General features: G+C 68.8%; 24 protein-coding genes. 12 read left to right on the forward strand and 12 right to left on the reverse strand.

Features of this window, described 5'->3' with window-relative positions; all coding sequences use genetic code 11:
* Positions 1–8: 8 nt before the first annotated feature.
* A complete protein-coding gene (locus ACWPXK_RS26095) occupies positions 9–1,514 on the reverse strand; it encodes a condensation domain-containing protein (RefSeq protein WP_454198800.1) in 1,506 nt (501 codons plus the stop codon).
* Between the two features lie 173 nt (positions 1,515–1,687).
* Between ACWPXK_RS26095 and ACWPXK_RS26100 the strand changes: the two genes are divergently transcribed.
* Positions 1,688–2,317 (forward strand): TetR/AcrR family transcriptional regulator, encoded by a 630-nt coding sequence (locus ACWPXK_RS26100; protein ID WP_454198801.1) that lies wholly within the window; start codon positions 1,688–1,690, stop codon positions 2,315–2,317.
* Between the two features lie 52 nt (positions 2,318–2,369).
* On the opposite strand, the gene ACWPXK_RS26105 is transcribed toward ACWPXK_RS26100, so the two are convergent.
* Entirely contained in the window at positions 2,370–5,396 is a 3,027-nt protein-coding gene (locus tag ACWPXK_RS26105; RefSeq protein ID WP_454198802.1) for a tetratricopeptide repeat protein, read from the reverse strand.
* A 132-nt stretch (positions 5,397–5,528) separates the two neighbouring features.
* Between ACWPXK_RS26105 and ACWPXK_RS26110 the strand changes: the two genes are divergently transcribed.
* The 5 genes from ACWPXK_RS26110 to ligD all read left to right on the forward strand — a co-directional run bounded on the left by ACWPXK_RS26110 (position 5,529) and on the right by ligD (position 9,571).
* Entirely contained in the window at positions 5,529–5,762 is a 234-nt protein-coding gene (locus ACWPXK_RS26110) for a hypothetical protein (RefSeq protein ID WP_454198803.1), read from the forward strand.
* A 19-nt stretch (positions 5,763–5,781) separates the two neighbouring features.
* Entirely contained in the window at positions 5,782–6,882 is a 1,101-nt protein-coding gene (locus tag ACWPXK_RS26115; protein WP_454198804.1) for an SPFH domain-containing protein, read from the forward strand.
* A gap of 38 nt (positions 6,883–6,920) precedes the next feature.
* Positions 6,921–7,316, forward strand: a complete 396-nt coding sequence (locus ACWPXK_RS26120) for a cold-shock protein (RefSeq protein ID WP_454198805.1) — start codon at positions 6,921–6,923, stop codon at positions 7,314–7,316.
* A 120-nt stretch (positions 7,317–7,436) separates the two neighbouring features.
* Entirely contained in the window at positions 7,437–8,573 is a 1,137-nt protein-coding gene (locus ACWPXK_RS26125; RefSeq protein ID WP_454198806.1) for an ATP-dependent DNA ligase, read from the forward strand.
* On the forward strand, positions 8,570–9,571 hold the full coding sequence (gene ligD, locus ACWPXK_RS26130; RefSeq protein WP_454198807.1) for a non-homologous end-joining DNA ligase: 1,002 nt from the start codon (positions 8,570–8,572) through the stop codon (positions 9,569–9,571). The genes ACWPXK_RS26125 and ligD overlap by 4 nt, the downstream gene beginning before the upstream one ends.
* Positions 9,572–9,577: 6 nt before the next feature.
* On the opposite strand, the gene ACWPXK_RS26135 is transcribed toward ligD, so the two are convergent.
* The gene (locus ACWPXK_RS26135; RefSeq protein WP_454198808.1) at positions 9,578–10,336 is read right to left on the reverse strand and encodes a DUF4190 domain-containing protein; all 759 of its coding nucleotides are present in this window, start codon (positions 10,334–10,336) and stop codon (positions 9,578–9,580) included.
* Positions 10,337–10,567: 231 nt separating this feature from the next.
* Here ACWPXK_RS26135 and ACWPXK_RS26140 point away from each other — a divergent pair, with 231 nt between their 5' ends.
* Positions 10,568–10,903 carry a hypothetical protein gene (locus tag ACWPXK_RS26140; protein ID WP_454198809.1) on the forward strand — a complete coding sequence of 112 codons (336 nt, stop codon included), beginning with the start codon at positions 10,568–10,570 and terminating at the stop codon, positions 10,901–10,903.
* Positions 10,904–10,919: 16 nt separating this feature from the next.
* Here ACWPXK_RS26140 and ACWPXK_RS26145 read toward each other — a convergent pair whose 3' ends face one another.
* Complete coding sequence (locus ACWPXK_RS26145) at positions 10,920–11,582, reverse strand: TetR/AcrR family transcriptional regulator (protein WP_454198810.1); 663 nt, start codon at positions 11,580–11,582, stop codon at positions 10,920–10,922.
* Positions 11,566–12,711, reverse strand: a complete 1,146-nt coding sequence (locus tag ACWPXK_RS26150) for an acyl-CoA dehydrogenase family protein (protein WP_454198811.1) — start codon at positions 12,709–12,711, stop codon at positions 11,566–11,568. Before ACWPXK_RS26150 ends, ACWPXK_RS26145 begins: the two co-directional genes overlap by 17 nt.
* Positions 12,712–12,984: 273 nt before the next feature.
* On the opposite strand from ACWPXK_RS26150, the gene ACWPXK_RS26155 reads away from it, so the two are divergent.
* From ACWPXK_RS26155 to ACWPXK_RS26165, 3 genes are all read left to right on the forward strand, one after another.
* Positions 12,985–13,920, forward strand: coding sequence for an alpha/beta fold hydrolase (locus tag ACWPXK_RS26155; RefSeq protein WP_454198812.1), 936 nt, complete (start codon positions 12,985–12,987; stop codon positions 13,918–13,920).
* Between the two features lie 86 nt (positions 13,921–14,006).
* The gene (locus tag ACWPXK_RS26160) at positions 14,007–15,437 is read left to right on the forward strand and encodes an SDR family NAD(P)-dependent oxidoreductase (RefSeq protein WP_454198813.1); all 1,431 of its coding nucleotides are present in this window, start codon (positions 14,007–14,009) and stop codon (positions 15,435–15,437) included.
* Positions 15,438–15,497: 60 nt separating this feature from the next.
* Positions 15,498–15,884 (forward strand): DUF2784 domain-containing protein, encoded by a 387-nt coding sequence (locus ACWPXK_RS26165; protein WP_454198814.1) that lies wholly within the window; start codon positions 15,498–15,500, stop codon positions 15,882–15,884.
* Positions 15,885–15,905: 21 nt separating this feature from the next.
* On the opposite strand, the gene ACWPXK_RS26170 is transcribed toward ACWPXK_RS26165, so the two are convergent.
* The 4 genes from ACWPXK_RS26170 to ACWPXK_RS26185 form a co-directional block, all read right to left on the reverse strand.
* Positions 15,906–16,667 carry a thioesterase II family protein gene (locus tag ACWPXK_RS26170; RefSeq protein ID WP_454198815.1) on the reverse strand — a complete coding sequence of 254 codons (762 nt, stop codon included), beginning with the start codon at positions 16,665–16,667 and terminating at the stop codon, positions 15,906–15,908.
* 105 nt (positions 16,668–16,772) lie between these two features.
* The gene (locus ACWPXK_RS26175) at positions 16,773–19,139 is read right to left on the reverse strand and encodes a hypothetical protein (RefSeq protein WP_454198816.1); all 2,367 of its coding nucleotides are present in this window, start codon (positions 19,137–19,139) and stop codon (positions 16,773–16,775) included.
* Positions 19,140–19,369: 230 nt separating this feature from the next.
* Positions 19,370–19,576 (reverse strand): hypothetical protein, encoded by a 207-nt coding sequence (locus ACWPXK_RS26180; protein WP_454198817.1) that lies wholly within the window; start codon positions 19,574–19,576, stop codon positions 19,370–19,372.
* Between the two features lie 379 nt (positions 19,577–19,955).
* Positions 19,956–20,399, reverse strand: a complete 444-nt coding sequence (locus tag ACWPXK_RS26185) for a hypothetical protein (RefSeq protein ID WP_454198818.1) — start codon at positions 20,397–20,399, stop codon at positions 19,956–19,958.
* A gap of 708 nt (positions 20,400–21,107) precedes the next feature.
* Here ACWPXK_RS26185 and ACWPXK_RS26190 point away from each other — a divergent pair.
* Both ACWPXK_RS26190 and ACWPXK_RS26195 read left to right on the forward strand, forming a co-directional pair.
* Positions 21,108–22,448 (forward strand): CoA transferase, encoded by a 1,341-nt coding sequence (locus ACWPXK_RS26190; protein WP_454198819.1) that lies wholly within the window; start codon positions 21,108–21,110, stop codon positions 22,446–22,448.
* 86 nt (positions 22,449–22,534) lie between these two features.
* On the forward strand, positions 22,535–24,121 hold the full coding sequence (locus ACWPXK_RS26195) for an MFS transporter (protein ID WP_454198820.1): 1,587 nt from the start codon (positions 22,535–22,537) through the stop codon (positions 24,119–24,121).
* A gap of 172 nt (positions 24,122–24,293) precedes the next feature.
* Here ACWPXK_RS26195 and ACWPXK_RS26200 read toward each other — a convergent pair whose 3' ends face one another.
* From ACWPXK_RS26200 to ACWPXK_RS26210, 3 genes are all read right to left on the reverse strand, one after another.
* Positions 24,294–24,734, reverse strand: a complete 441-nt coding sequence (locus ACWPXK_RS26200; RefSeq protein ID WP_454198821.1) for an NUDIX hydrolase — start codon at positions 24,732–24,734, stop codon at positions 24,294–24,296.
* A 318-nt stretch (positions 24,735–25,052) separates the two neighbouring features.
* Positions 25,053–25,301 (reverse strand): hypothetical protein, encoded by a 249-nt coding sequence (locus ACWPXK_RS26205; RefSeq protein WP_454198822.1) that lies wholly within the window; start codon positions 25,299–25,301, stop codon positions 25,053–25,055.
* Complete coding sequence (locus ACWPXK_RS26210; protein ID WP_454198823.1) at positions 25,288–25,476, reverse strand: hypothetical protein; 189 nt, start codon at positions 25,474–25,476, stop codon at positions 25,288–25,290. Before ACWPXK_RS26210 ends, ACWPXK_RS26205 begins: the two co-directional genes overlap by 14 nt.
* Between the last annotated feature and the right edge of the window lie 4 nt (positions 25,477–25,480).

Raw genomic sequence — 25,480 nt, forward strand, 5'->3', positions numbered from 1 at the left:
TGTGGCCGCTACCGCACCGCGATCGGGCGCCGGGCGTGACCCAGCAATGGGGCGAGCGGGCCGCGGTAGCCGGTGGCGAACAATTCGACTGTCGCCATGAACAATTCGACGAATGCCGCCGCGGTACCGCGCTCGAACAGCGCGGTCGGATAGATGAAAACGCCGTCGATGCCCGCGGGCGTGCCCACCCGGTCGTAGCGGTCCACCAAGCCGAACTCCAGATCGTGCTCGGCGCGGATCACGCCGGTGTCGATCTCGCTGACGGTCAGTTCGCCGCCGGTGTCGGCGGGCTGGGCGGCCGCACCCCGCTGGAGGATGAGCGTGGCCTGGAACAGCGCGCAGCTCGCGTCTTGCAGCAAACAGCGTTTCAACCGCTGGTTCGGCGTGTCGGGGTGGGCGAACGCGGCCAGCGCCACCCGCCGCACCTGGTCGAGCAGTTCATCCACGTCGGCGGCGCGGTCCAGACGCACACGCAGCAGTACGTCGTCGGCGAAGTTGCCGACCAGATCGTCCAGCAGGCGATGATCGCGGCCCGCCACCGCGGTGGCCACCGTGACGTCGTCGCTGCCGGAGAACGCGCCGACCGCCACCGCGAACGCTGCTTGCAGCACCATGAACAGGCTGGCCCGCGCCTCGCACGCTCGTTCGAGCAACGCCCGGTGCACGTCGGGACCGAAGGCGACCGGCACGGTTGCCCCAGCGCCCGCCATGCCGGCCCTTCGGGCCGGACGCGGGCGATCGCAGGGGAATTCGAGCACCGCGGGCCGACCGGCCAGCGTGTTGGCCCAGTAGCGCAGCTGTTGGGTGGCGCGACTCCATTCGTCCGAATAGTCGCCGAGCTGGGCGTGCTTCCACAGGGTGTAGTCGATGTAGTCGACCGGCAGCGGCGTCCAAGCCGGTGCGGCGCCGGCCTGCCTGGCGAGATACGCGGTGACGAGGTCGCGCAGCAATGGGGCCACCGAACGGCCGTCGATGGAGATGTGGTGCACGACCAGAACCAGCACGATGTCGTGCGGACCGAGCACGCACAGCCGTGCCCGCAGCGGAAGGCCCGCGGCCAGATCGAATTCGCGCGCGGCGAATTCCGCGATGTGCTGGCGCAGTTCGTCTTCCGTGACCGCGATGAGTTCGGGCCGCACGAGTGCCTCGGCCGCCGGGACGACCACCTGGGCCGGACCGGAAGCGGTCTCCGGATAGCGGGTGCGCAGCGGTTCGTGCCGGGCGACGACGTCACCGATCGCCGCGACGAGCGCCTCGGGTCGCAACGCGGGTCCGGACAAGCGCACCGCACGAGCCACATTCCAGTCACTCGAGTTTCCGGCCCGCGCGGCGTGCCACATCCGTTCCTGGGCGGGCGCGAGCGGCACGTACGCCGGACGCGGACCACGAGCGAGCAACACTGGGCGCCGCGGCGGCGGAACGAGACGAACCGCTGGTCGTGCACCGCGTGCCACGACGGGCCAGAAGCCGTGGCCGATCGGCTCGGACAAGATCCCCGCAGCGGAGTTGTTCACGCGCCGTTATCCTCCACCACAGAACCATCGATCGACCTGGGGACGTTAACCGGCTCGAGTAAACCTTCAGTTACCGCACCGTGACCGCCGGGAATCGGTTTCGGCAAGCCCGTGGTGCGCGGGGGCGGTGAGCGACGCGCCGGGGCACACCCGCAGGGCACTATCGTTGGGCCGTGCAGACAGGTCAGGAATCGGACGGAGACGCCGGCCCACGAATCTGGGGTGGAACGACGCTCACCGAGCGCAGAGAGGCGCGCCGGGCGGCGCTGCTGGAGGCCGCGCTCGATCTGATCGGCGAGTCGGGCGCGAGCGGCGTCACCATGCGCGCGGTGTGCCGCAAGGCGGGCCTGACCGACCGCTACTTCTATGAGAGTTTCGCCAGCCGCGACGAGCTGCTCGACGTGCTCTACCGCCAGGTCGCCGACGAATTCCTGCAGCCGATGACGGCCTTCGCCGCCACCGACGACCCGTCGCGGGCCCGCGCCCTGTCGGAAATCCTGGTGGACAAGGTGCTGGCCGACCCGCGCAAATCGCGGCTGTTCCTGGTCGAGCCCTACTCGAGCACCGGCCTCGGCCAGACCACCTTCGCCGTGATGCCGGTCTTCACCCGGGTCATGCAGGACCATCTGTTCGCCCATATCGATGACCCGGTGAAGCGGAGGCTGGCGGCGGTAACGATGGCCAGCGGCAACGCGGGCATGTTCTCCGCGTGGCTCAATGGGTCGTTGCGCGCTTCCCGGGAACAGATCATCGAGCACTGCGTCGCGACGCTCACCGCGTACCGCTCGCTGTACCGCCCCTGACGGCCCGGATCAGGCCCGCTGGTCTCCGCGATCGCGCCGCCGGGACGGGCGGCTAATCCCCGGACCGGCCACGCCAGTAGGCCAGCGTGTTCTTGGTCCGGATGGTCGCGGTGTGATGGGGCCCGAGGGCGCGCAACTCCGCGACGAGCAGCACCTCGAGTTCGGCGATGGCCCGCGGGAGATCGCCGTCGCGGGCGCGGGAGGCGGCGAGATCGTTGCGGGTATCCAAGGTGTCCGGATGATCGGGTCCGAGCACCCGCAGCCGGTCGGCGAGAAGTTTCTCCAGGTCGGCGATCGCACCCGCGAGATCCCCGCTGTCGGCGCGATAGGTGGCCAGCCGCCCGCGGGTCAGCAATGTGTCGGGGTGCTCGGGTCCGAGCACCCGCAGCCGGTCGGCGAGCAAGCGGGTGAATTCCGCCCCCGCCCCGGCCAGGTCACCGCTGCGGGCCCGGAACGCGGCGAGGTTGTTGCGGGCGCCGAGCGTCTCGGGATGGTCGGGACCGAGGACGCGCAGATAGTCGGCCACCAGCTGTTCGAATTCGGCGCGGGCACCGGCGAGATCGCCGCTGCCGGCTCGCCAGTACGCCAGGCTGTTGCGGGTACGCAGGGTGTCCGGATGATCCGGTCCCTGGACTCGGGCGCGGTCGGCGCGCAGCTGCTCGAAGAGGGCGATCGCCCCGGCGAAATCGCCGATGTCACCCCGATTGGACGCGAGATTGGTTCTGGTGCGCAGGGTTTCGGGATCGTCGGGACCGAGCAGGCGGAGCTGGTCGGCGAGCAGCCGCTCGAACTCCACGCCCGCGCCCGAGTGGTCGCCGCAGCGAGCGCGGTAGCTGGCCAGCCGGTCCCGGGTGTTCAGCGTGTTCAGGTCGTCGGGGCCGAATACGCGCAGCCGGTCGGCGAGCAGCCGCTCGAAATCGGCGATGGCGCCGACCAGATCGCCGCTTTCGGCGCGGTGGTAGGCGCGCCGGTCCCGGGTGGTGAAGGTGTCGGGGTGATCGGGGCCGAGCGCCTCGACGAAGTCGGGCAGCCACGCGGCCCACAGGTCACGATCGTCGGCCGATCTCCCGGTTTCCAACTTCACCAGGAAGTCGATGGCCAAGGCGGAATCGCCGTAGGCCAGGCAGTGGCGCACCGCCGCGCCGCGCGCGTAGTCGGCGGAGCGGTCGCTGGGGGTGGACTGGATCGCCGCGACGAGCGCGCGGTGTGCGTCCATGAGGGACACACCCAGCCTGCGGCATTCCTCGTCCAAGGCGGGCAGGAACGCGCCGTGGCTCACACCGAGCGACTCGCGGACGGTACCGGGATGGCCGCGGATGACCAGTGCTCCGAGATTCACGGCGATGTCGCGGATCCGTACGGTGTTGAGGTCCACACCCAACGACGCCAGTGCCGCGTCCAGCAACTCCAGCGGCAACACCGGGCCGACCCCAGCCGCCACCAGCACACCCAGCAGAGCTCCGGTCGCCCCGGCGGTTTCGGGAGCGAGCGGCCGCATCGCCGTCTCCAACCGTAGCGCGACGACGTGATCGAGACCGATCCCGGCGGCGACGGCGCCGTCGGTCAACCGCCCGGCCACCTCCAGCAGGAGCCGCGCCAGCAACCAGCCGCCCGACACGACTCGCGAACCATGCTTGTCCGTCGGCGTCTCGGCCAGCAACCGCTGGATCCAGCCGATCCAGTCGACCGGGCCGATCGGCGCCGTCCCGCGCGCCGTCTCCACCACCGCGGCGATGTCGTCGGCTCCCGGTTCGGCGACCTCGATCCGGTACATATGCGCCAGAGCCGGGTCGTCCTCGACGCCGGTACCGGGCCGGATGCCGACGATCACGCGCACATGCCGCAGATCCTCCCGCCGGGTCAGATCGGCGATCGCGGCGACGAGTAGTCGCCTGGTCCCCTCCTGCGGCTGGTTGAGCCCGTCGAACACCAGGGTCACGCGGCGGCCCGCGGTGGATAGTCGCGTCAGTGGATGGCGGACCATGATGTCGAAGATGTCGGACTCGTCCTTGGCCCGAGGGGTGCGCGCCGCGCGCGCCGCCTCCTCGAAGCCGGGCACGCGCGCACCGAGCTGCGCGGCCAGCTCCGCGGCGACCGACTCCACCGAGCTGCTCACCGTCAGGAATACCGCGGCGGTGATGTACTCGGGGGTCACGGCGAGCCCGTCGACCAGGCTGGGGCGGATCAGCATGGCCAGCAGCGTCGATTTGCCCACCCCCGCCGGCCCCAGCACCGCCCGGAGCCGGTAGCTGCCCGCGTCGACGATCGCGGCGAGACTCTCACGCACGTCGGGAGTCAGCAGCAGCCTTCTGGTCAGCTGGTCGACGAAGCCCGCGGCGGAGCGGCCGCTCACCGCGTCCCGGTGCCGCGCGGTGTTCGGTACCAGCCACAACCCCGGGTCGACACCCTGCGCTGTCGAGACCGCCCCGGAATTGAACGAAAGATGTTGCGGCTGTTGCTGTGCGCACTGCACCGCGATCGGGTCGACCAGGTCCGAGGGCAGCAGGTTCTCCCCGCGCAGCGGCAGCCCGGTATCGAAGGTGGCCAGCATGGTTCTGGTGAAGCATCCGGAGAACGCGGGCCCGTCAGCCGAGGCGACCAGCAGCTCCATCCGCCCGCCCGCCTGCGCCAGCAGGTCGGTCCAGCGGCGCGCCGCGCCCTGCACGCCCTGCCCCGCCTCGCACGCGTCGACGAGCATCACCAGCCCGTCGAGCGCCGCGCGATCGAGCCGCTCCCTGATCTCCTGGGTCAGGTGAAAAGCGTTGTGCGAGTTGGGCGCCGACGGTGAATCGTGCCCGAGCAGGTAGAAGTCCTCCGCGTTGGTCGCCACCCCGTGTCCGATGAAACCCAGCAGCAGCGTGGCCTGGCGCTCCGACGCCGCCGCGAACGCGGCGTCCACCGCGGTGAACAGTTGCGCCGCAGTGGGATTCAGGATCGGTCCGTCGAGCTCGGTCGCCGGCCGCCAACCGCCCACCTCGGTCAGGCTCGTGTACAGCCCGGTGGCCAGTTCCTCGGTGAACCCCAGTTCCCCCAGTGCCGCACATTCCGAACCCACCACCAGCGCGAGACGCCCTCCCATGCGAAAAACATACCTGCGCGGCCGCGGCTTACCCGCGCTGGCATCGAGTCCGCCGGGTTTCTGCGCGATATCGAAAGGTGCTGTGCCAGACGTAGGGTGACGGTTCGAGCGGCGGAAAAGGAGATTCGTAGGATGACCGACCCGGTGGTGGGTTTGACGGGTACGCTCACATCGCCGATCCGGGGCGCCGGGACGCTGGGTGAGGTCCTGGTCGCGATTCGAGGGGGAACCGAGCTGTACATCGCACAGGCCACCGAGCCGATCTCGGCCGGGTCGCCCGTGCTCGTCATCGCGGTCCATCCCGGGCGCATCGTCGATGTCGTCCCGTGGATTCCGCTCGGCCCGGATGCGGCGGAAGCAACCTGAAACAGTAAGGGAGACAGACGTGCTGGGCTACCACGTGCCGGACCCGGACGAGGCGATGCTGGTCAGCGGTGCCAAGAGCCGCGACAACGCACCGTTCACAGTGATCATCGGACGCGGCGCGTGGGTGATTCCGCTGTTCCGCAAGGTGCGGTATCTGTCGCTGGCGATGTTCGAATCCGAGATCAAGGAGCGCTGCGTCACCAAGCAGGCGATCCAGCTCGACGTCCGCGCGGTGATCGCATTCAAGGTCGCCAACGACACCCAGTCCATCGTCAACGCGGCGCAGCGGTTCCTCTCCGAACAGGAGCGGGAGATGTCGGTGCTGACCGGGCGGATCTTCTCCGGGCACCTGCGCTCGATCGTCGGGTCGATGACGGTCGAGGAGATCATCCGCGAGCGGCAGAGGCTGGCCGACGAAGTGCTCGTCGCCTCGAAAGTGGAAATGAGCAATATCGGCCTGTGGGTCGATTCCTTCCAGATCCAGTCCATCGACGACGGCAACCTGGGCTATATCGCCGCGCTGGCCGCGCCGCACAATGCCGCGGTGCAGCGGGACGCGCAGATCGCGCAGTCGCAGGCCGCCCAGCTGGCGGCCCAGGCCGAACAGGAATCCCAGCGCAGGCAGGCGGAATATCAGCGCGAGACGGCGATCCTGCGCGCGCAGTACCAGCGCGATATCGACAAGGCGAACGCCGAAGCGGCGCAGGCCGGACCGCTCGCCGAGGCGATGGCGCTGCAAGAGGTGCTCACCGCCCAGGCCGAGCAGGCGCGCAAAGAGGCGGAGCTGCGGGAACAGCAGTTGCAGACCGAGGTCGTCAAACCCGCTCAGGCCGAAGCGGATCGGGTGCGCATCCTGGCCGAGGCGGAGGCCGACCGCACCCGGATCCAGGCCGCGGCGGCCGCGTCGAACAACCGGATCGCGCTGGACCAGTTGTTGATCGAACAACTTCCGGAAATCGTCAAGCAGGCGTCGCACGGGTTGGCGAACGCGAATCTCACCGTGCTGAACGGACCCGATGGGGTCGGCGAACTCGTGAACGGAATGGTCGGTCAGGGACTGACCGTTTTCAATTCGTTGCAAAAGGCGCTTTCGTCCAACGACGACGAAAAGGCGGGCTAAAGTGACCGGGTAGCGACGGCGACGAGGAGCGGGTGTTGGTGTCCATCGGGAAATTGGTGTCGTTCGACAGCTCTCGGGGATTCGGATTCATTCGGCCGGAAGATGGCGGACCGGACGTGTTCGTCCATGTCAACGACATCGGTCTGGACGAGGACGAGTTGCGTCAGGGGCGGGTGTTCGAATTCGAGGTGACCGAAGGCGACCGCGGGCCGAAGGCGGTCAATCTCAGCGCTGTCGGCGGATCGTCCGCCCCACCGCCCCGGCACAAGGGAAAGGACCGGCCGGGTTCGGGGCAACTCACCGTCGCCGAACACAAACGTCTGATCACCGAGTTGCTCCTGGATGCCAGCCCCGCCCTCACCGCGGGCGAGATCCTCACCATCCGCGACCGGCTCACCGCGTTCGCCGACCAGCACGGGTGGCTGGAGAACTGAGCGGCGGCACGCCGGTGTCGGTGCGGCCACCTACGATCGAGCCGAGCCCGGCCACATACCGATGAGTTTGTCGCGGGCGCGACGTCGGTATGGGTGAGGATCGAACCCGAGGAGGATCGCGTGGACCTACCGGTGCTGCCACCCGTCCGGCCGATGCTGGCCAAATCCGCGTCCGCGGTACCGCGCGAGCCGGGCCTGAGCTACGAACCCAAGTGGGACGGCTTCCGCTGCATCGTGTTCCGCGACGGCGCCGAGGTGGAACTCGGCTCCCGCAACGACCGCCCGCTGACCAGGTATTTTCCCGAAGTGGCCGAGCTGCTGCGGCAGGCGCTGCCGGATCGGTGCGTGGTGGACGGCGAGATCGTGGTGGTCACCGAGCACGGCTTGGACTTCGACACCTTGCAGAACCGTCTGCACCCGGCCGCGTCCCGGGTCGCCAAGCTCGCCAGGGAGACGCCCGCCAGTTTCGTCGCGTTCGACCTGCTCGCGCTCGGCGACAAGGATCTGACCGGCGAGCCGTTCGCCGAACGCAGGCGGCTGCTGGAGACGATCCTGGACACCGCGCTCGCCCGCGTGCACCTCACTCCGATCACCCATGACCCCGATGTCGCCGAGGACTGGTTCACCCGGTTCGAGGGCGCCGGGTTCGACGGCGTCATGGTCAAGTCCGACGACCTGGCCTACCTGCAGGACAAGCGGGTGATGCTCAAGGTCAAGCACGAGCGCACCGCCGACTGTGTGGTGGCGGGCTTCCGCTGGCACAAGGACGGCGCAGGGGTCGGCTCGCTGCTGCTGGGCCTGTTCGACGACGAGGGCAACCTGCATCACGTCGGCGTGGCCAGCAGCTTCACCGCGGCGCGGCGCAAAGAGCTCGTCGAGGAGCTGGCGCCGCTGCGGGCGAACGCACTGGAGAAGCACCCGTGGCGGGACTGGGCCGACGCCGCGGCGCAGGCCGCGGGCGAGGGCAAGATGCCCGGCGGGGTGAGTCGCTGGACCGGCGGCAAAGATCTGTCCTGGGAAGCGCTGCGACCGGAACTGGTCGCCGAGGTCCGCTACGAGCACGTCCAATCGGGCCGGCTGCGCCACGGCGGCAGGCTGGTGCGTTTCCGCGCCGACCGTACCCCCGAGTCGTGCACCTACGCGCAGCTGGACGAAGTCGCGCCCGCGGAATTGAGCGCCCTGTTCGGCGAAGGCGCGGCGCGTGCGACGGCGGAGCACTCGCTCATGGCGGAGCCGAGCGGTGAGGCGCGGTCATGAGCGAGTCGGTCGATATCGAGGTCGACGGCAGAACCGTCACGATCAGCAACCCGGGCAAGGTGTATTTCACCAAGCGCGGCGAAACGAAACTCGATCTGGTGCGTTACTACCAGGCGGTCGCCGAACCGTTCCTGAACGTGGTCGGCGGACGGCCGTTGCTGCTGGAGCGTTATCCCGACGGGGCCTCGGGCAAATCCTGGTTCCAGAAGCGGGTGCCGAAATCCGCGCCGGAGTGGCTGCGCACCGTGGAAGTCTCCACGCCCAACGGCACCACCAGCGACGCGCTCGTCGCGCACGATCTCGCCCATATTCTGTGGGCGGTGAATCAGGGGTGTCTCGGATTCCATGTCTGGCCCAACCGCGCCGATAATCTGGAGATCGCCGACGAGTTGCGCATCGACCTCGATCCCTCCCCCGGCATCGCGTTCGCCGATCTCCAACATGCCGCGGTGCGGACACGGGAGTTGTTCGCCGAACTCGGCATCGAATCGCGGATCAAGACCTCCGGTTCGCGCGGATTACACATTTACGTCGCATTGGAACCGAAGTGGGACGGCTATCAGGTGCGGGCCGCCGCGGTCGCGCTGGCGCGGGAATTGGAGCGGAGATATCCGGAAGACATCACCGCGCAGTGGTGGAAAGAGGAGCGCGGGAATCGGGTGTTCATCGATTTCAATCAAAACGCGCCGCACAAAACGGTTTTCGGCGCCTGGTGTGTCCGGCCCAAAGTCGGTGCGCAGGTGTCGACGCCGATCAGCTGGTCCGATCTGGATTCGGTGGTACCCGACGATCTGACCATCGCCACCGTACCCGCCCGCTACGCCGAATTCGGCGACCCGTGGGCCGACCGGACGCCGCAGTCGATCGCCCCGTTGCTGGAGATGTCCGAGCGGGACATGGCGGCGGGGCTCATGGACGCTCCCTGGCCGCCGCAGTATCCGAAGATGCCCAACGAGCCGCCTCGCGTGCAGCCGAGCCGGGCGAGGAAGAACGAATAGCGACCGCTACTCGGTCCACAGGACCCAGGTGCCGCTGCGGCCGCTGACCTCGCACACCAGGGCGCGGCCGTCGGCGGTACGGCCGGTCTTCGGTCCCGATGCGTCGCACTTCGCTCCGGACTGTTGCACGGCGGTCGCCACGGTGTGCGGACCGGCCCACTGATAGCCGCCGGCGGTGGTGAGGCAGATCAGCGTGCTGCCGTCGGTGCCGCTGCCGATCTGGCCGAGTTGGGCCTCGGTGCACACCGAACCCTTGGTGACGGGTCCTTGGGCGGCTGTCGGCGGCGTGCTCGTCAGGGCGGGGCTCGACGCGGCGGGCGTCGTCGCCACCGGCCGCTCGACGGTCGTCGGCACCGAGGCGACGGGCGTCGGCCCGACAGCGGACGTGCGGTTCATCACATCCGGCAACCAGTTGCCCGACAGCAGCACGAATCCCGCCACCGCGGTGATCTCCGCGACACCGAGCAGCAGCGCGAACATCGCCATGACGCGACCGCGGGGATGACTGAAGGCGATGAACCCGAACACGATGGCGACCGGGAACAGCCCGAGCAGCGCGGCGACCAGCGCGATGATCGCGTACGGATTGACGATCGGCGGGATCTCCACCCGGAGCCGTCCGGTCCGGCGGCGGCTCGGCGGCTGCTCCGGCCAGCGTTCGTCCTCGTCATCCGGCCAGCGGCGGTCGGGCTCCGGCTCCGGCCAACGCTCCTCCGGCTGTGCCGCAGCCCAGCGATCCGTCTCACGCCGTTCCGCTCGTGTCATCCAGGTCCCTCTCCACACCAACACACCGCGCAGGAACCTCGAACTGTCCGGACGCGCCCCGATATACCGACACAGAATAGGGTGCACAACGCCAAAAGTTGATCCGAAGTATGCAATATCCGTGATCGAGCCGTAATAACAAACCCTCCGTACCCTCGCGGATCTGTTAGCGGAGGTGCATGCTGGTCGGCAAGCAGCTGGTGCGGCCACGGCGCTTCCCCAGGAGGATCCATGTCCGATAAGACGACGTCCACCGGTCAGGACACGCCCGACTGGCATGCCAGGGCCGGGGATTTGCTCGACGACAACTTCAACCTGCCGGGCATCGTGCTGTGCGCGCTGGCGATCGTGGCGGTGGCTTGCACGCTGACCGCCGCGGGGTACGGCTTCACCGGCTGGACCGGGGTCGGCGCGGTGGTGACCGCGGCCCTGTGGATCACGGGCATCGGCGCCCTGGCGCTGGAGCACCACCGGGAGCAGGTGATCGAGCTGAAGCACGGTCGTCATGGGCACGCTCCTGGAGATCTGCGACCCGTCCGCTACAGCCTCGAGCGGCACCGGCGCTGACCGCCCGGCCGCGGGCTCATCGTCTGCGGTCCACCTTCGGCAGCGACTCGGTGACCAGCGTCAGCAGCATGTCGCACAGCAGCTCGTGCACCTGTTCGCGGGTGAGCGTGCCCCGGGTGATCCATTCCCGGCCCGCGACCTTGACCAGGCCGCCGTAGGCGCGGACCATCGCGCGCAATTCGGCACCGTGTGCCGAGTCGGCGAGCCCCACCATCAGCAGCAGACGTTCAGCCGCCGCGTCGTCGGCGGCGTCCAGGATCTGCTGCACCTCCGGGTCATCGCCGACGCCCTCGTGGCTGGTCACCTTCACCCAGGTGCTGCCGTGCTCGGCGATGGTGTCCAGCAGCCAGTGCACACTGGCGTCGACGCGTTCGCGTGCGGTGCCGGTGGGCACGATCATGTCGTCGAGCTTGGGCAGCGTCACCATCCGCCGCACCACCGCGAGATAGAGGTCGCGCTTGTTGCCGAAATAGTGGTTGATCAGGCCGCGGGCCACCCCGGCCCGCTGCGCCAGCTCGGCGGTGGACACGGCCGCGTACGGCCGCTCGCCGAACATGTCGATCGCACAGGCGAGAATCTGCGCGCGCCGCTCGTCGGGTTCGAGCCTACGGCGGCGCGGTAGCGCCGGGTCCGCGCTACCGTCCGGGATGGCGCTGCCGGTTTCAGAGAGACCGCGCAATGAGATCCTTCATCACCTCGTTGCTGCCCGCGAGGATGCGCAGGACGCGGGCGCCGGTGTAGAGCTGCGAAATCGGATACTCCGTCATATAGCCGTAGCCGCCGAACAGTTGCAGGCAGCGGTCAACCACGATACCGAGCTGATCGGTCAACCAGTACTTCGACATGGCAGCGGTGGGAACATCGAGCTCGCCGCGCAGGTGCCTGCCGATGCAATCGTCCAGGAAGGTGCGCGAGACCGTTGCGATGGTCGCGCACTCGGCGAGTTCGAACTTGGTGTTCTGCATCGCGAACAGCGGTTTGCCGAACGCCTCGCGGCCCTTGGTGTAATCGACGGTGAGCTGCACGGCCTTCTCCATCATGGCGACCGCGATGATCGCGGTGACCAAGCGCTCCTGCGCGAGCAGCCGCATCATCTGATAGAAGCCCTGGCCCTCGACTTCCCCGAGCAGGTTGGTCGCGGGCACTCGCAGGCCGTCGAAGAACAGCTCGGCGGTGTCCTGGGCCTTGCCCCCGATCTTGTTCAGGATGCGTCCGCGGGTGAAGCCAGGGGTGTCGTCGCCGACTTCGGCGAAGATCAACGAGACCCCCGCCGCGCCCTTGGCCGGGTCGGTCTTGGCGGCGATGACGATGCCGTCGCAGAGCCAACCGTTGGTGATGAAGATCTTCGAGCCGGTGATCACGTATTCGTCGCCATCCCGCACCGCGCGGGTCTTGATGTTCTGCAGGTCCGATCCGGTGCTCGGCTCGGTCATGCCGATGGCGAGGACCATTTCGCCGCTGGCGGCCTTGGGCAGCACACGCCGCTTGAGTTCTTCGGAGCCGAACTCGTCGAGGTAGGGCGCGATGATCGAGCTGTGCACGGGGATGCCCATCGAACCGTCACCCGCGCGCGCCTGCTCCTCGATGATCGCGGCCTCGTGGGCGAACGTGCCGCCGCCACCGCCGTACTCGGCCGGGATCGCCGGGCACAGGAGCCCGAGTTCGCCCGCCCGGTTGTACAGCGCGCGGTCCGGGTGCCCCTGCGCGACGAACTTCTCCTCGTGCGGAACGACCTCCTTCTCGAAGAAGGTCCTCGCCAGGTCTCGAACCGCCTCGACCTCGTCGTCACTCCACGCCGCGCGTGCCATCGCCCGATCCTTTGCTCGCTCCGCTCCGGCCCCGTCGCCGGTTCCGCCCTCAGATTCCCGGACTATTGGCGAGTTGTCAACAAGCGTGGCGTTCCTCGTTCGGTCCGTCGGCCACGTCGTCCGGGCGCGCGCGGCTGTATCCCCGTGAGCTGCGCCATATTCGGCATCGCGCGTCTCCCCTGCCCGGTCGATTCTTCGTACTCTCCGTATGGCATGACTGACGTGGTGCACGACGGCGACGTGCCTTTGGAATCGGTACGAACGAGGCAGGACATGACCGAACCGCTCGACGCCACCGAAGCGCCCAGCCCCGACCGCGTCTGGACGGTCGCCCGGGACGGCGCCGATCTCGCCGTCTTCGAATGGGGCGATCCCGCCGCCGAACCCCTGGTGCTGGTGCACGGTCTCACCGATACCCATCGCGCCTGGGCCACGGTGGCGGCGCTGCTGGCCGACGGTTTCCGCGTGATCGGCTACGACGTTCGCGGACACGGCCGTTCGACCGGGCGCGGACTGCTCTCGGACTATCGCCTCGACCGGCTGGCGGAGGACTTCTTCGCGGTGATCGATGCCGCCAGCCCGCGCCGGCCCGTGCACATCTGCGGCCACGGCTGGGGCGCGGTGCAACTGTGGGAGGCGGTCTGCGACGAACGGGCCAACACCCGCGTCGCGTCGTTCACCGCGATCTCCGGCCCGAATCTCGACCACCTCGGCCTGTGGTTGCGCGCGCTGGCGCCGCGTGCCCGCCGGGAGCTCGGCGACCTGGGCTGGTGGTTGCGCGGGGCACGGTGGGCGCTCACGCCCGGCGCGATCGCCCGCAGGCTCTACCCACCGCGCGTCCGCGGCCTGCTGGTGCGGCGGCTCGGCGGTATCTCGCCGGTGCCGGCGCGCCTCGCGCGCACCTGGCCGGCGGATCTGGTCGCTGGTGCACGGATCGCGCAGGTCAACCTGCTGCATCACCTGAGCGAGCCGCGGGTGCGGCGCACCGCCGTTCCGGTGCAGTTGCTGGTGGACACCACCGATCCGTTCGTCCCGGCCGCGGCCTACGACGCCTCCGCGCGCTGGGTCGACCAGCTGTGGCGCTGCGCCGTCCCGGCCGATCATTGGCTGCCGGTCACCGAACCGCTGCTGGTCGCCGAGGCGATCGCCAACTTCGTCGACGACTTGCGCGCCGACCGCGCGGCGATCAGCCCGCGGCGCAGCGGCTGATCGCAACCGGAGAGCTACCCCGCGGGCGGGTTTGCGACAATGGGCCGGTCGCTTGCCCAGCTCACCGAAGGATGTCCCCCGCCGCGATGGCCGAAAGCATGATCGATCCCGACGACCTCGCGACCTGTCTGCGCGTCCTGGAGCAAGCTGGAACGCTGGACAAGGATCATCCCGACTCGGTCGCGGTGCAGCGCGCGGTCGGGCACATGTTCAAGAAGCTCAAGCAGCGACGCAGGTCCGCGGCGCGCGAGTCGGTGACGGCCGCCGACCGGGCGGTGGTCGCGGCCACCGCGACCGGCTCGCCGAACCGGATCGATGACGAGACCGCGGGCATCCCGATCAGCTCGAACGCGACCGGTGCCAGCGCGGGCACGCTGATCCGTCCGCGCCCCTGCTACATCTGTAAGCAGCGCTACACCCGGGTGGACGCGTTCTATCACCAGCTGTGCCCCGATTGCGCCGCGAGCAGCCACGCCAAGCGCGATGCACGCACCGATCTCACCGGGCGCCGCGCGCTGCTCACCGGCGGCCGCGCCAAGATCGGCATGTACATCGCTCTGCGACTGCTGCGTGACGGCGCGCACACCACCATCACCACCCGTTTCCCCAACGACGCCATCCGGCGTTTCACCGCGATGGACGACAGCGCGGACTGGCTGCACCGCCTGCGCATCGTCGGCATCGATCTGCGCGACCCGGCCCAGGTCGTCGCCCTGGCCGACGATGTCGCCGCGCAGGGTCCGTTGGACATCCTGATCAACAACGCAGCGCAAACCGTGCGCCGCTCTGCTGGGGCCTACAGCGCGCTGGTCGACGCCGAGTCCGGACCGCTGCCCGCGGGCGCGCTGCCGGACGTGGTGAGTTTCGGCAAGACCATGCAGGCCCACCCCAGCGCTCTGACGGCCTCGCTGACTCCGGCGTTGTCCGCCGCCGATGTCGCCGAGCTGGCACTGGTCGCCGGATCGGCGACACCGGAACGCATTTCGCGCGGCGTGGCGATCGACGCGGGTGGCTTGGTGCCGGACCTCGCGCACACCAACAGCTGGGTGCAGACCGTCGCCGAGGTGGATCCGACCGAACTGCTCGAAGTGCAGTTGTGCAACTCGGTCGCGCCGTTCATCCTGGTCTCCCGCCTGCGCCCGGCGATGGCCGCCGCGGCGGCGCGGCGCAAGTACGTCGTCAACGTGTCGGCCATGGAGGGGCAGTTCTCCCGCGCCTACAAAGGGCCGGGACATCCGCACACCAATATGGCCAAGGCCGCGCTGAACATGTTGACCCGCACCAGCGCTCGGGAGATGTTCGAACAGGACGGAATCCTGATGACCGCCGTAGACACCGGCTGGATCACCGACGAACGCCCGCACTACACGAAAATCCGCCTCGCCGAGGAGGGTTTTCACGCGCCGCTGGACCTGGTCGACGGCGCGGCGCGCGTCTACGACCCGATCGTGCAGGGTGAGAACGGCACCGACCTGTACGGCTGCTTCCTCAAGGACTACCAGCCATCCCCCTGGTAAAACCGTTGCGCCAGCGGTCGTACGGCATCTTCGACTCCCGGCGAGGGATACCCTGGAGGCGTGCTGTACCGGCTGCTGGCCGACGCCACGGCCGCCACGCATTTCGCCTTCGTGGCCTACGTGGTGGTCGGCGGATTCCTCGCGTGGCGCTTTCCGCGCACCATCTGGCTGCACGTCGTCACGGCCGGGTGGGGGTTCAGCACGATCGTATTCGGGCTCGAATGCCCGCTGACCCATGTGGAGAACTGGGCGCGCGAGCGCGCGGGCCGGGCCCGGCTGCCGTCGAGCGGATTCATCGACCACTACATAACGGGCGTGCTCTACCCCGAGGACGCGCTCGGGCTGGTGCGGTTGCTGGCCGCCGTGCTGGTCGCGGCCTCCTGGATCGGCTACGTATCGATCCGGCGGCAGCGGTCGGCCGCCGTCCGGCTGAGTGCTCCGCACTGAGCGGGAACGTCCTGCCGCGCCTCAGGCGTGCGCGAGACGGCGTGCGACGAAGTCGGCGACCTCCGCCGTGAGCTGGTCCAGATAGAAATGCCCACCGGGAAACGTCGCCCGATCGAAGCCACCGCTGGTGTGGGCCCGCCATTCGTCGGCCTGCTCGGGCCGCATCGTCGGATCCTCGGTGCCGACCAGTGCCGCGATATCGGCGCGCAACGGATCGCCGGGCTGATAGCGATAGGTTTCCACCGCCTGGTAATCGGCACGTACCGCGGGCAGGACGAGTTCGGCGAGACTCGATTCCGCGCGCAGCATCTCGAGTGGCGCGGGATCGGCCGCCAACCGGATCAGGTCGCCGATGAGTTCGTCGTCGGAGGCCACGTGCAGTCGCCGCGTCTCCTCGAACGTCGGTGCCGGACGGCCGGAGACGAACAGCGTGGCGATCGGCTGCCCGCCACGTTCGAGCCTGCGCGCGGTCTCGAACGCCACGGTCGCGCCCATACTGTGCCCGAACAACGACAGCCGGCCGACCACTCCCTGCGCCAGCACTTCCGCGGCGATCCGGTCGGCGAGCACGCCCAGCTCGGTGATCGGTTCCTCGCCCAGCCGGTCCTGCCGCCCCGGGTACTGCACGGCGTGCACCGCCACGCCCGCACCGAATCGCAGGGCCAGATTCCGATACGCCGTGGCCGGTCCGCCGCCGGGTGGGAAGCACAGCAGGCGGTCACGCACGACCGTCTCCGTTCGCAAAGTCCGCAACCACTCCGAATCGGTGAAAGTTCCAGCCAACGTTCGGCCTCCTTGCCCGTCGTCCGTTCCGGCGTCGCCCTGGATCAAATCACGGTAGTCGTCGGGTCGTGTTCCCCGTCGCGCGGCGCGGATACCGCCTCTGCCTCAGAACCTCGGGATCGCCTTCGAGGGCGTCAGCTTCACATTGCCGGTCCAGTATTCGGAATTCGCCATGGTCTGCAGGAGTTCCGACGCTCGAGGGAGATCGGCGGTGTTGGCCGCGTCCAGGTACTGGCTGGCGAGGTGGGGCATGATGAACCTGTTCATCAGCTGGCCCCGTTCCTGGCTCCACCCTTCGAACTGCACGGGCAGCGGGTAATCCGGGTTGGACTGCACGATGTTGCCCGCGCTGTCCCGCGTGATCGTGCTCCCTCCCGCGAGCGCCTCGATACCCCTGATCTTGTCCCGGGTCGGCGCGCGGAAGTAGTCCCCGAGATAGTCGCGTTCTTCGCGGGTGAGTTCGGATTCCGCGACATGGTCGATGTAGCGGCGGTTCGCGAGCCGGTGCGCCGTCTGCTGGAACAAGGCCATGTTGGCGGGTGAGCGGCCCAGCTTCAGCACCGCGAGTGACGCCGCGGCCTCGCCGATGTACTTGTCGCCGTCCCAGACGCTGGGCGCGAAGTTCTGGCGGTAGTTGTAGGCCCGGATCGCGTCGATGACCATCTCCTGATCGGTGAATCCGGCATCGATCAGCGCGCTGCCGAGATCACTCAGCCCGCCACCGCGATTGACCACGCGATCGATGGCCGCGGCGGCGCTGCGTGGGGTGTGCCGCCCGCCGTGCTCGCGGACGGCACTCCGGGCGCCCTCCATGAGCTGTTCGCGGGTCCGCATGTAGTTGACATTCCAGCCGCGTTCGTTGATCAACGCGTTCGATCGCCAACCCCCGAGTTCCGCGCGATTGCGCAGCCGCGCATGCGGGTCGAGCGGATTGCGCTTGTTGCCGAGCAGCAATGCGGCGATCGGGCTGTTGTTGACGGTGTTGACGGCGGCGAGCCCGGCGATCAATCCTGCTCCGGGCAGGGAATGCGACGTGCCACCTGGTCCCATCCCGAGGGCGGTGCCCGAGCCGGCACCCTTGCCGCCGCCCGCGCCCTGCACGGCGAGGGCGAACCGGTTGGCGATCCACTCGTTGCCGCGGCTGATACCGGCGCTGAGCCGCTTCAACTGGAGGATGGCTACCACCTCGACGATGGCGCCGAGCACGAGCACGACCATCACCTGTCCGCGTGCTTCGCGGAACAGATTCCCCAGGAACAGGACATAGACCCCCAGAAAGATGGTGTAGGCCGCCATCCGCCCGGCCGCGACGAAGCTGTCCACGATGTTGCGCACCAGGAAGGTCTGCGTGGGCCCGTACACGAATCCGCCCGCCGCGAATCCGAAGATCGACATGAAGCCGTGGTAGACGGAATCCAGCGCGGCCCAGATGATCTTCAGCCCGAGATACACCCCGAAGCAGAGCAGGACCGCGGCGCAGAACAGCAGCACCAAACCGGAACCGATCTGCCCGAAGCTCGGATTGTCGGCCTTGGCATAGGCCGCCGTGTCGCCGCAGGCACGCATGCCGTTCATCACCCCGGAGTCGTCACCCGACCGCACTCCTGCCGACCAGGCGGCGGCGCAGCGCGGAGACTCGTCGACCACATGCCCGAAGTTCCACACCTGCACCGGCTTCCGCACGAAGTTGTCCGCCAGATCGCCCTGCATCGTCGCGATCAGCTGGCCGGTATTCGGCGCGGCATGGCCGTTCAGCCCGGCGGCGACCGAGATCCCCAGGTCGCGGCCCTGCGCCAGCAGACCATGCGAGGACAACACGTCCGCCAGCGGCTCGGCGAGGAAGATCGGACCGAGCACCGCGACCCCCACCATCGTGACCACCTGGGCGGTGGCCTTGGCGTGGTATCCGCGCACCACGAACCAGCCGACGAAGAACGCCCCGATCGCCGCCGCGACCGTCATCAAGAGCGGGGTGGCGATCTGGCCGGTGACGCTGTGGGCGACACCGGTCAGCGCCCGCCCGAATGGATCGAGCCATTGGAAGCTGATCACGAAGCCGATCACCCACACCCCGGTGGTCGTGATCACGATGTATCCGACGAACTCCAGACCGATCACGACCACCACGATCGTCACGATCGGGCGGAGGACGTTGCCACCGCTGGAGGCGAAGAGGTAGTCGGTCACCCGGACACCGGCCGAGTCCCGGACGTTCATCCAGCCCACCGCGTCGATGCTGGAGCCGACCGCGCTCGTGCCATCCACGAAGGCCGTCGCGGTGGCCCCGACGACACCGGGAAAGACGAACAGCACGAAGACGAACGCGAACATATACACGACCCGGCGGCGCGTGCGGGACGCACCGATCCACGCATGCCACCGCCCCAGCAGCGCGTGCGGTTGCCAGCGCGCCGGATCCCAGAACGCCATATCCCAGGCGGTCCATGAACACGGCGCGCCTGTGTCCCCCACCGTCGCAACGACATCCGTAGCGGTCAGGGAAGGCTTCGGCGGCACGGTAATCGGTTCTTTCCGGTTGACAATCGGTCAGCCGGGATCGATGAGTCACCGGCGCGTTCCGTCCGGCGATGCTATGTTCCGCGGAAAGACCGCCCGAGAGATACAACCAGCGTGATCGCAAATACCGGGTGACATCGCCTGTCGCACAGGACCAACAGGCGCGCACCGCAGGCGCTGCGGGCTCACCTCGGCGACCGTGGCACGGGCCCATCGGCATGCTTCCGGCGTACCTGGGCGGTCACGGTGAGCAGTTGCATCATCTCGCGTGCGGTGCTCGCGGCGGCCCGCCCAGGGTCCAGCGCCCGGGTACGCAGCACCTCAGCGCCACTCAGCGCAGGGAACCGGCGGGCGAATTCGGTCGCGTCCGCGGCGCCGATGTTCTCGGCCACGGATTGCACGAGGTCGCGTGGCGGAGCGATGACCGGTATGGCGGCGAGGCCGAGTTCGCGCAGCGGTCGTGCTCCAGCCCGTCAGGGTCGAACGGCAGGTCTGCTTCGGTGTCGTCGCTGAGGATGAGCGCGAAGGATGCCGCGTCGCGCAGGCTCCGCTGACATCGTCGGTACAGCCCGCAGTGCCGACCCCGCCGAGCCGGTCGGCGCGCGCCCGCGCCCAGTAGGCGGGGTCCAGCTGCCCCGCCACCACCCGTCTGGCGAACTCCGGAACCAACAGCAGCTGCACCACCGAGGCAGCACCACCGTCTCGTCGCGCCGTGGCCCGCTCCCGCGCCGGAGCGTGCGCACCGGGCCGGGGTCGCGCGGGCCGGACGGATCAGGCGTCGCCGAGGCTGGTCCGCGACAGCCGTCGTTCGAGTTCGGCGACCCGCTGCCGGTAGTCGTCCAATTCACTGAGCCGCGAAGCCATTTCGTGGGTCAGCTGGGCGATGCGGCCGAGATATCGGTGCGCGGGTCGATCGGCCCAGTAGTCGCCTGCGCGTCCGTATTCCACCGCACGATCGACGTCGCCCGCGGGAACCCCGGCCGCGGTGGCGTCCGCCGTGGCCGCCGCGAGGGCCGCCTCGAGCTGCTCCAAGCGCAGCCGGTTGGCCTGGTCATGGCCTTTCCTCCCGCCGAGCGCGGCGCGTTCGGCGGCGAGATCCTGGATTTCCCGCAGGTACCCGGCGTTCTGGGCGTCCTGCACCGCCATCAGTTCGTAGTCGTGTTTGATCGGCGCTCGGCGAACCCGGTCCGGGATCAGTGCGGAACGCGGCTGCATATCGTTGCCGAAAGCCGGGGTTCTCTCCCGCCCAGGGGGGTTCCTTATGATCCTCGTCGTCGGGACTGCGTACTCCGCACTGCCGGCATAGGCGTTCGTCATCGTCGCTCGACCTCACATATCGGTGCCGCGTGGTGGTGCGGTGCGGCCAGTCATGCTCTAGCCCTATGTCCGCACGTAACGGACAGGTCATCGGATTCACGCGCTGTTCTCCGCGCCGTGAGCCGCGGTGCAGCACCTGGACATATTGACCGAATTCCCGCGTCTCGTCGCCTGCCGCTATCCTCACTGGCGAGAAGACATGTGTGACAGCTCTTTTCACGCCTTTTATCGGCAATCGCGCCGAAACGCCCACGCAATCCGACTGTTCGCGCGTACGCTCTGAACCGCAGTGCGCTGCCGCTCCGGTCCGACCCGGTCGGCGGCACTCGTTCCGCAATCGCGCCGAGAAGTATCCGCGATCGCATGATCGCAGCCTCCGGATGCTCGGCGGCGCGGCACCGATGGCTACGAGATCGGAGCGGCGATGGGTCCGGCGCCGTGTGATACCGCACGCCTGCGCACCAGCAACGTTCCCACCAAGATCCGCAACGCCGCAGGTGGCACCGGAGATCGGCGGCGCAACCCGGCAGTGGGGGCCTCCTCGTGCCCGCGCGAAGATCAACCGCGGCACCCGACTTCTCCGGTGCGGCAACTACCCTGAAGCGAGTGAACACGCACGCACGGCTCGTCCATGACTACGAGGCCGGTATCGGTGTCACCGCCTCGCCCATCTCCCCCGCGCCCGATCCGGGTAGCAATCTCGCCGCGACGTTACCGGTCTGGGCGCTGGCGGCCGGTTCGGTCGCGACGCTGACGGCAGCGGCGAACCGCATGCGCGAAGCACGTGGCCTCGACCCGGTGGCCCACCGCATCGACCCCACCCGCATCACCGCGGCCTTCTCCAGCGAGAAACTGCTACGCGTGGGGGGCCAAGGGCCGACGCTGTTCACCGACCTGTCCGGATTCTTCCCCACCTTCGACGGCTGGGTCCGCACACACGCCAACTATCCGCACCACCGCGCCCGCCTGCTCGCCGCCCTCGACCTGCCCGAGTCCGCGCCCGTCGATCTGGCCGTCGCCCAGATGGCCATGAGCCGCGCCTCCGATCTGGAGGATCGGGCCGCCGCGCACGGCGCGATCGCGGTCCGGGTCCGCACCGAGCAGGAGTGGGCCGCGAGCCCGCAGGGACAGGCCGCCGCCGCAGGCCCCGTGGTGGCGATCGCACCGCGCGCCGACCGTGGTGAACCCGGGTTGCCGTCGGGTGCTGCGCCTTTGCAGCCGCTGCGGGGATTGCGAGTGCTCGATCTGACCCGGGTGATCGCGGGACCGGTCGCGACGCGGGCGCTGGCGCTACTCGGCGCCGAGGTGCTGCGGGTCGATCCGCCGCAGCTGCCGGAGATCCCGTGGCAGTACGCGGACACCTGCCAGGGCAAGCGCTCCACGCTGGTCGACCTGCGCACACACCGGATCGACGAGCTGATCGCCGCCGCGGACGTGCTGATCACCGGCTACCGGCCGGGCGCGTTGGAGCGCGCGGGCGTGCGCGCCGCCAGCCGCCCCGGCCTCGTCCACGGGCGGGTGTCCGCGTGGGGCGAGACCGGTCCGTGGGGCGGGCACCGCGGTTTCGACAGCATCGTGCAGGCCGCCTCCGGCATCTCGATACTCGAAGGCGCGCCCGCGGTACCGGGTGCGCTACCCGCGCAGGCGCTGGACCACGCGTCGGGCTATCTGCTCGCCGCGGGCGTGATCGATGCGCTGGTCGCCCGTGGCGAGGACGGCGTCGGCCGGGACGTGCGCGTCGCGCTGGCGCGCACCGCGTCCTGGTTGCTGAACGCGCCGGATCGCACGCCGCGTCACCCCAAGGCCGCGGTGCCGAACCCGGCGCTGGTGGCCCGGCACGGACAGGTCGTCACCGCGACACCAGCCCTCGCCGAATACCCGGATTACACCTGGCCCGCGCCCGCCTACGGCGCGGATCGTCCCGCCTGGCCGCTGCCGGCGCACTGACCGTCCCACCGGGGCGCCGGGAAAATCCTTTGCGGCGTCCCGGTGGCGGGCGATGAAATGGTTCGTCTCGCGTCGTCTGAACCAGCATGACGCTCACCGACACCATTTCGGAAGGAACCCGCGCCGTGGACACCACGCTCGACCGCGTCGCCGAGCCGCTGGCCGGCCGGCGGGAGTGGATCGGGCTCGGCGTGCTCGCGCTCGCCTGCCTGGTCTACGCGATGGACATGACGGTTCTGCACCTGGCCGTGCCGATGATCAGCGCCGAACTGCATCCGACCAGCTCGCAGCTGTTGTGGATCATCGACGTCTACGGGTTCATGGTGGCCGGGCTGCTGGTCACCATGGGCACACTCGGCGACCGGATCGGCAGGCGCAGGCTGCTCATGGCGGGCGCGGCGGCGTTCGCGGTGGTGTCGGTGGTCGCGGCGTTCGCGCCGAGCGCGGAGCTGCTGATCGCCTGCCGCGCGCTGCAAGGGATCGCGGGCGCGACGCTCGCGCCGTCGACACTGTCGTTGCTGTTCAGCATGTTCCGTGACGCCAAGCAGCGGTCGGTGGCGGTAGGCGTGTGGGTCGGCGCGTTCTCCGCGGGCGGCGCGGTCGGCCCGCTGTTCGGCGGCGTCCTGCTGGAACGGTTCTGGTGGGGGTCGGTCTTCTTGCTCGCGGTGCCGGTGATGGCGCTGCTGCTGGTCTTGGGGCCGAAGGTGCTTCCGGAATACCGCGATCCGGACGCGGGGCGATTGGATCCGCTCAGCGCCGCGCTGTGCGTGGGCGCGATGATCGCGCTGGTGTTCGGCATGAAGAAGATCGCCCAAGACGGGCCGGGCGCGGGCGCGCTGCTCGCCATCGTCGCCGGTCTAGCCGTCGGAGTCGTGTTCGTGCGCCGCCAGCTCGGCAGTGCGCACCCGATGCTCGACCTGCGCTTGTTCCGGCTGGGCACGTTCCGGATCGCGCTGCTGATCAACGTGGTCGGCATCTTCGTCGCGTTCGGCTATTTCCTGTTCGTTGCGCAGTACTTCCAGCTCGTGCTGGGGTTGTCACCCCTGGCGGCCGGATTGGTGATGGCGCCGTCCGGACTCGGGTTCATCATCGGCTCGCAGCTGGCTCCGCGCATCGTCCGGGTGGTGCGCCCGGCGTACCTGATCGGTTCCGGCTTGGCGACCTCGGCCGTCGGCCTGCTGCTGATGACGCGGGTCGGGGTGACCGGCGGCGTACTGCTCGCGCTCGCCGCCTCGGTGATCATCGCGCTGGGACTGGCGCCGGTGTTCGGCATCACCACCGAACTGATCGTCGGCTCCGCGCCACAGGAACAGGCGGGCGCGGCCGCCGGTGTCTCCGAAACAGGCGCGGAACTCGGTGGCGCCCTCGGTATTTCGATCCTCGGCAGCATCAGCGTCGCCCTCTATCGCGGCGATCTGACCGGCTCACTGCCTGCTGGAGTCCCGGCCGAGGCCGAGCGATCCATACGCGACACTCTCGGCGCCGCCGCGCATACCGCCACCACGCTGCCCGGCGAGCTGGGCGACGCGGTGCTGCTCGCCGCGCGGCAAGCGTTCCTGCACGGCGTGCACGTCACCGCGGGCGTCGCCGCCGTAGCGGCCCTCGCACTGTCCGTGGTCGCGGTCCTCCGCCTGCGCTACATCCCCGCCGGGGAACTGTCGAGCGAGGACTGATCGGCCGGTCGCGACCTCAGCCGTACTGATCTCGATTATCGAGCCCGCACCGGCGCCGGAACTGCTCTTGCCCATTGCTGGAGTGATCGGCAGTGGACTTTGACAGGGCAGGAGCGCGAGGAGTAGCCGGGCACGTCTGGGCTGTGGCTCCGTCCTTTAGGTCATCGGCCGACTATGACGTCCGGTACCGCCTCAGCACCTCTTTCACGGCATCCGTGACCGGGGGTTCCTCAGCCAGGCTGGTCCAGGTATAGGCGTCGTGCTCGGTCAACTGCACTGGCTCGGAGCTGGTTACGTCGACGGTGAAGTTGAACTGGCGGCTCTTCTTGCCGCTGCCGGATTGGTAGTCGAATTCGCCGAGGTAGTCGCGAATAGCGGCGACCTCGAGCCCGGTCTCTTCCTTGACCTCCCGGATCAGCGCTTGGTCGAGTGGTTCGCCGGGATCAACTTTGCCGCTGGGCAGTTCCCAGATGCCGCCCATGAAGTCATCCGCAGGCCGTTGCAGCAGCAGCACGTTGTCGCCGCGCTGGACGACGGCTCCGACGACAAGTTGCTGCACGCCGTCGCGGTCGGCCTCACCGGCCAGCTTCTGCAAGAGCGTGGTCTCGATCATCAAACCCTGTCCTTTCAGATCAGTGTGATGCGTGATCCTTTCCGAATCGTTGTGAGATCGCCGAGAACTGCTACGGCCTTTATTGTTCGACCCGATGCGTCAGCTTACGAGATCGCTGCAGGCTGCCCCAACGTCGAAACCGAACCGCTCATTAGACGGATGGACTGCGGTGCCATCTGGTTTCCAGGCAACCGCAGCAGATCACCGACAGCGTGCCGATCGCGTGCCGACCGCACAAAGCAGCTGGTAGCGATACCCGCCACCGTTCGTAAGGTCACGCCGAGGCACGACGCGGCGCAGTTCGGGACCGTGTGTCGGTTAGACCTCCTGCCGAGTGTTGTTGGGGCGGAAGTCTCGGTAACGCGGCTCGCCGATCACCCGTCGTCCGTCGTCCGTGATCTGCCAGCAGGCGACGGTGCGGCGGGCCCATCCGAGGTAGGCAAGTGCGTGCACGGTGGCGCGTGTGGTGTGCTCGGAAAGTCCGGTGCGGGTTCGGATGTCGGCGAAGGTCAATGGCGTTGCGCAGAGCGCGCCGAGAATCTTCGCCTGCGGCTCAGCCAGCGCCATCGGTCTGGCCTTCCGTGGGAGCGCCCTGCTGCCAGAGGTATTCGATCGCGGTGTGCTTTCGAGGGCAGGGCGGGGTGCAGTGCTCGTGGATGGCGATGATGCCGCGAGCCTGGCGGATATCGATGCCCACCACCGCAGCGTCCTCGCACCCTTCGCCGACGAGTCGCTTCCTCATCACA

The organism is Nocardia sp. Marseille-Q1738 (assembly GCF_965283145.1).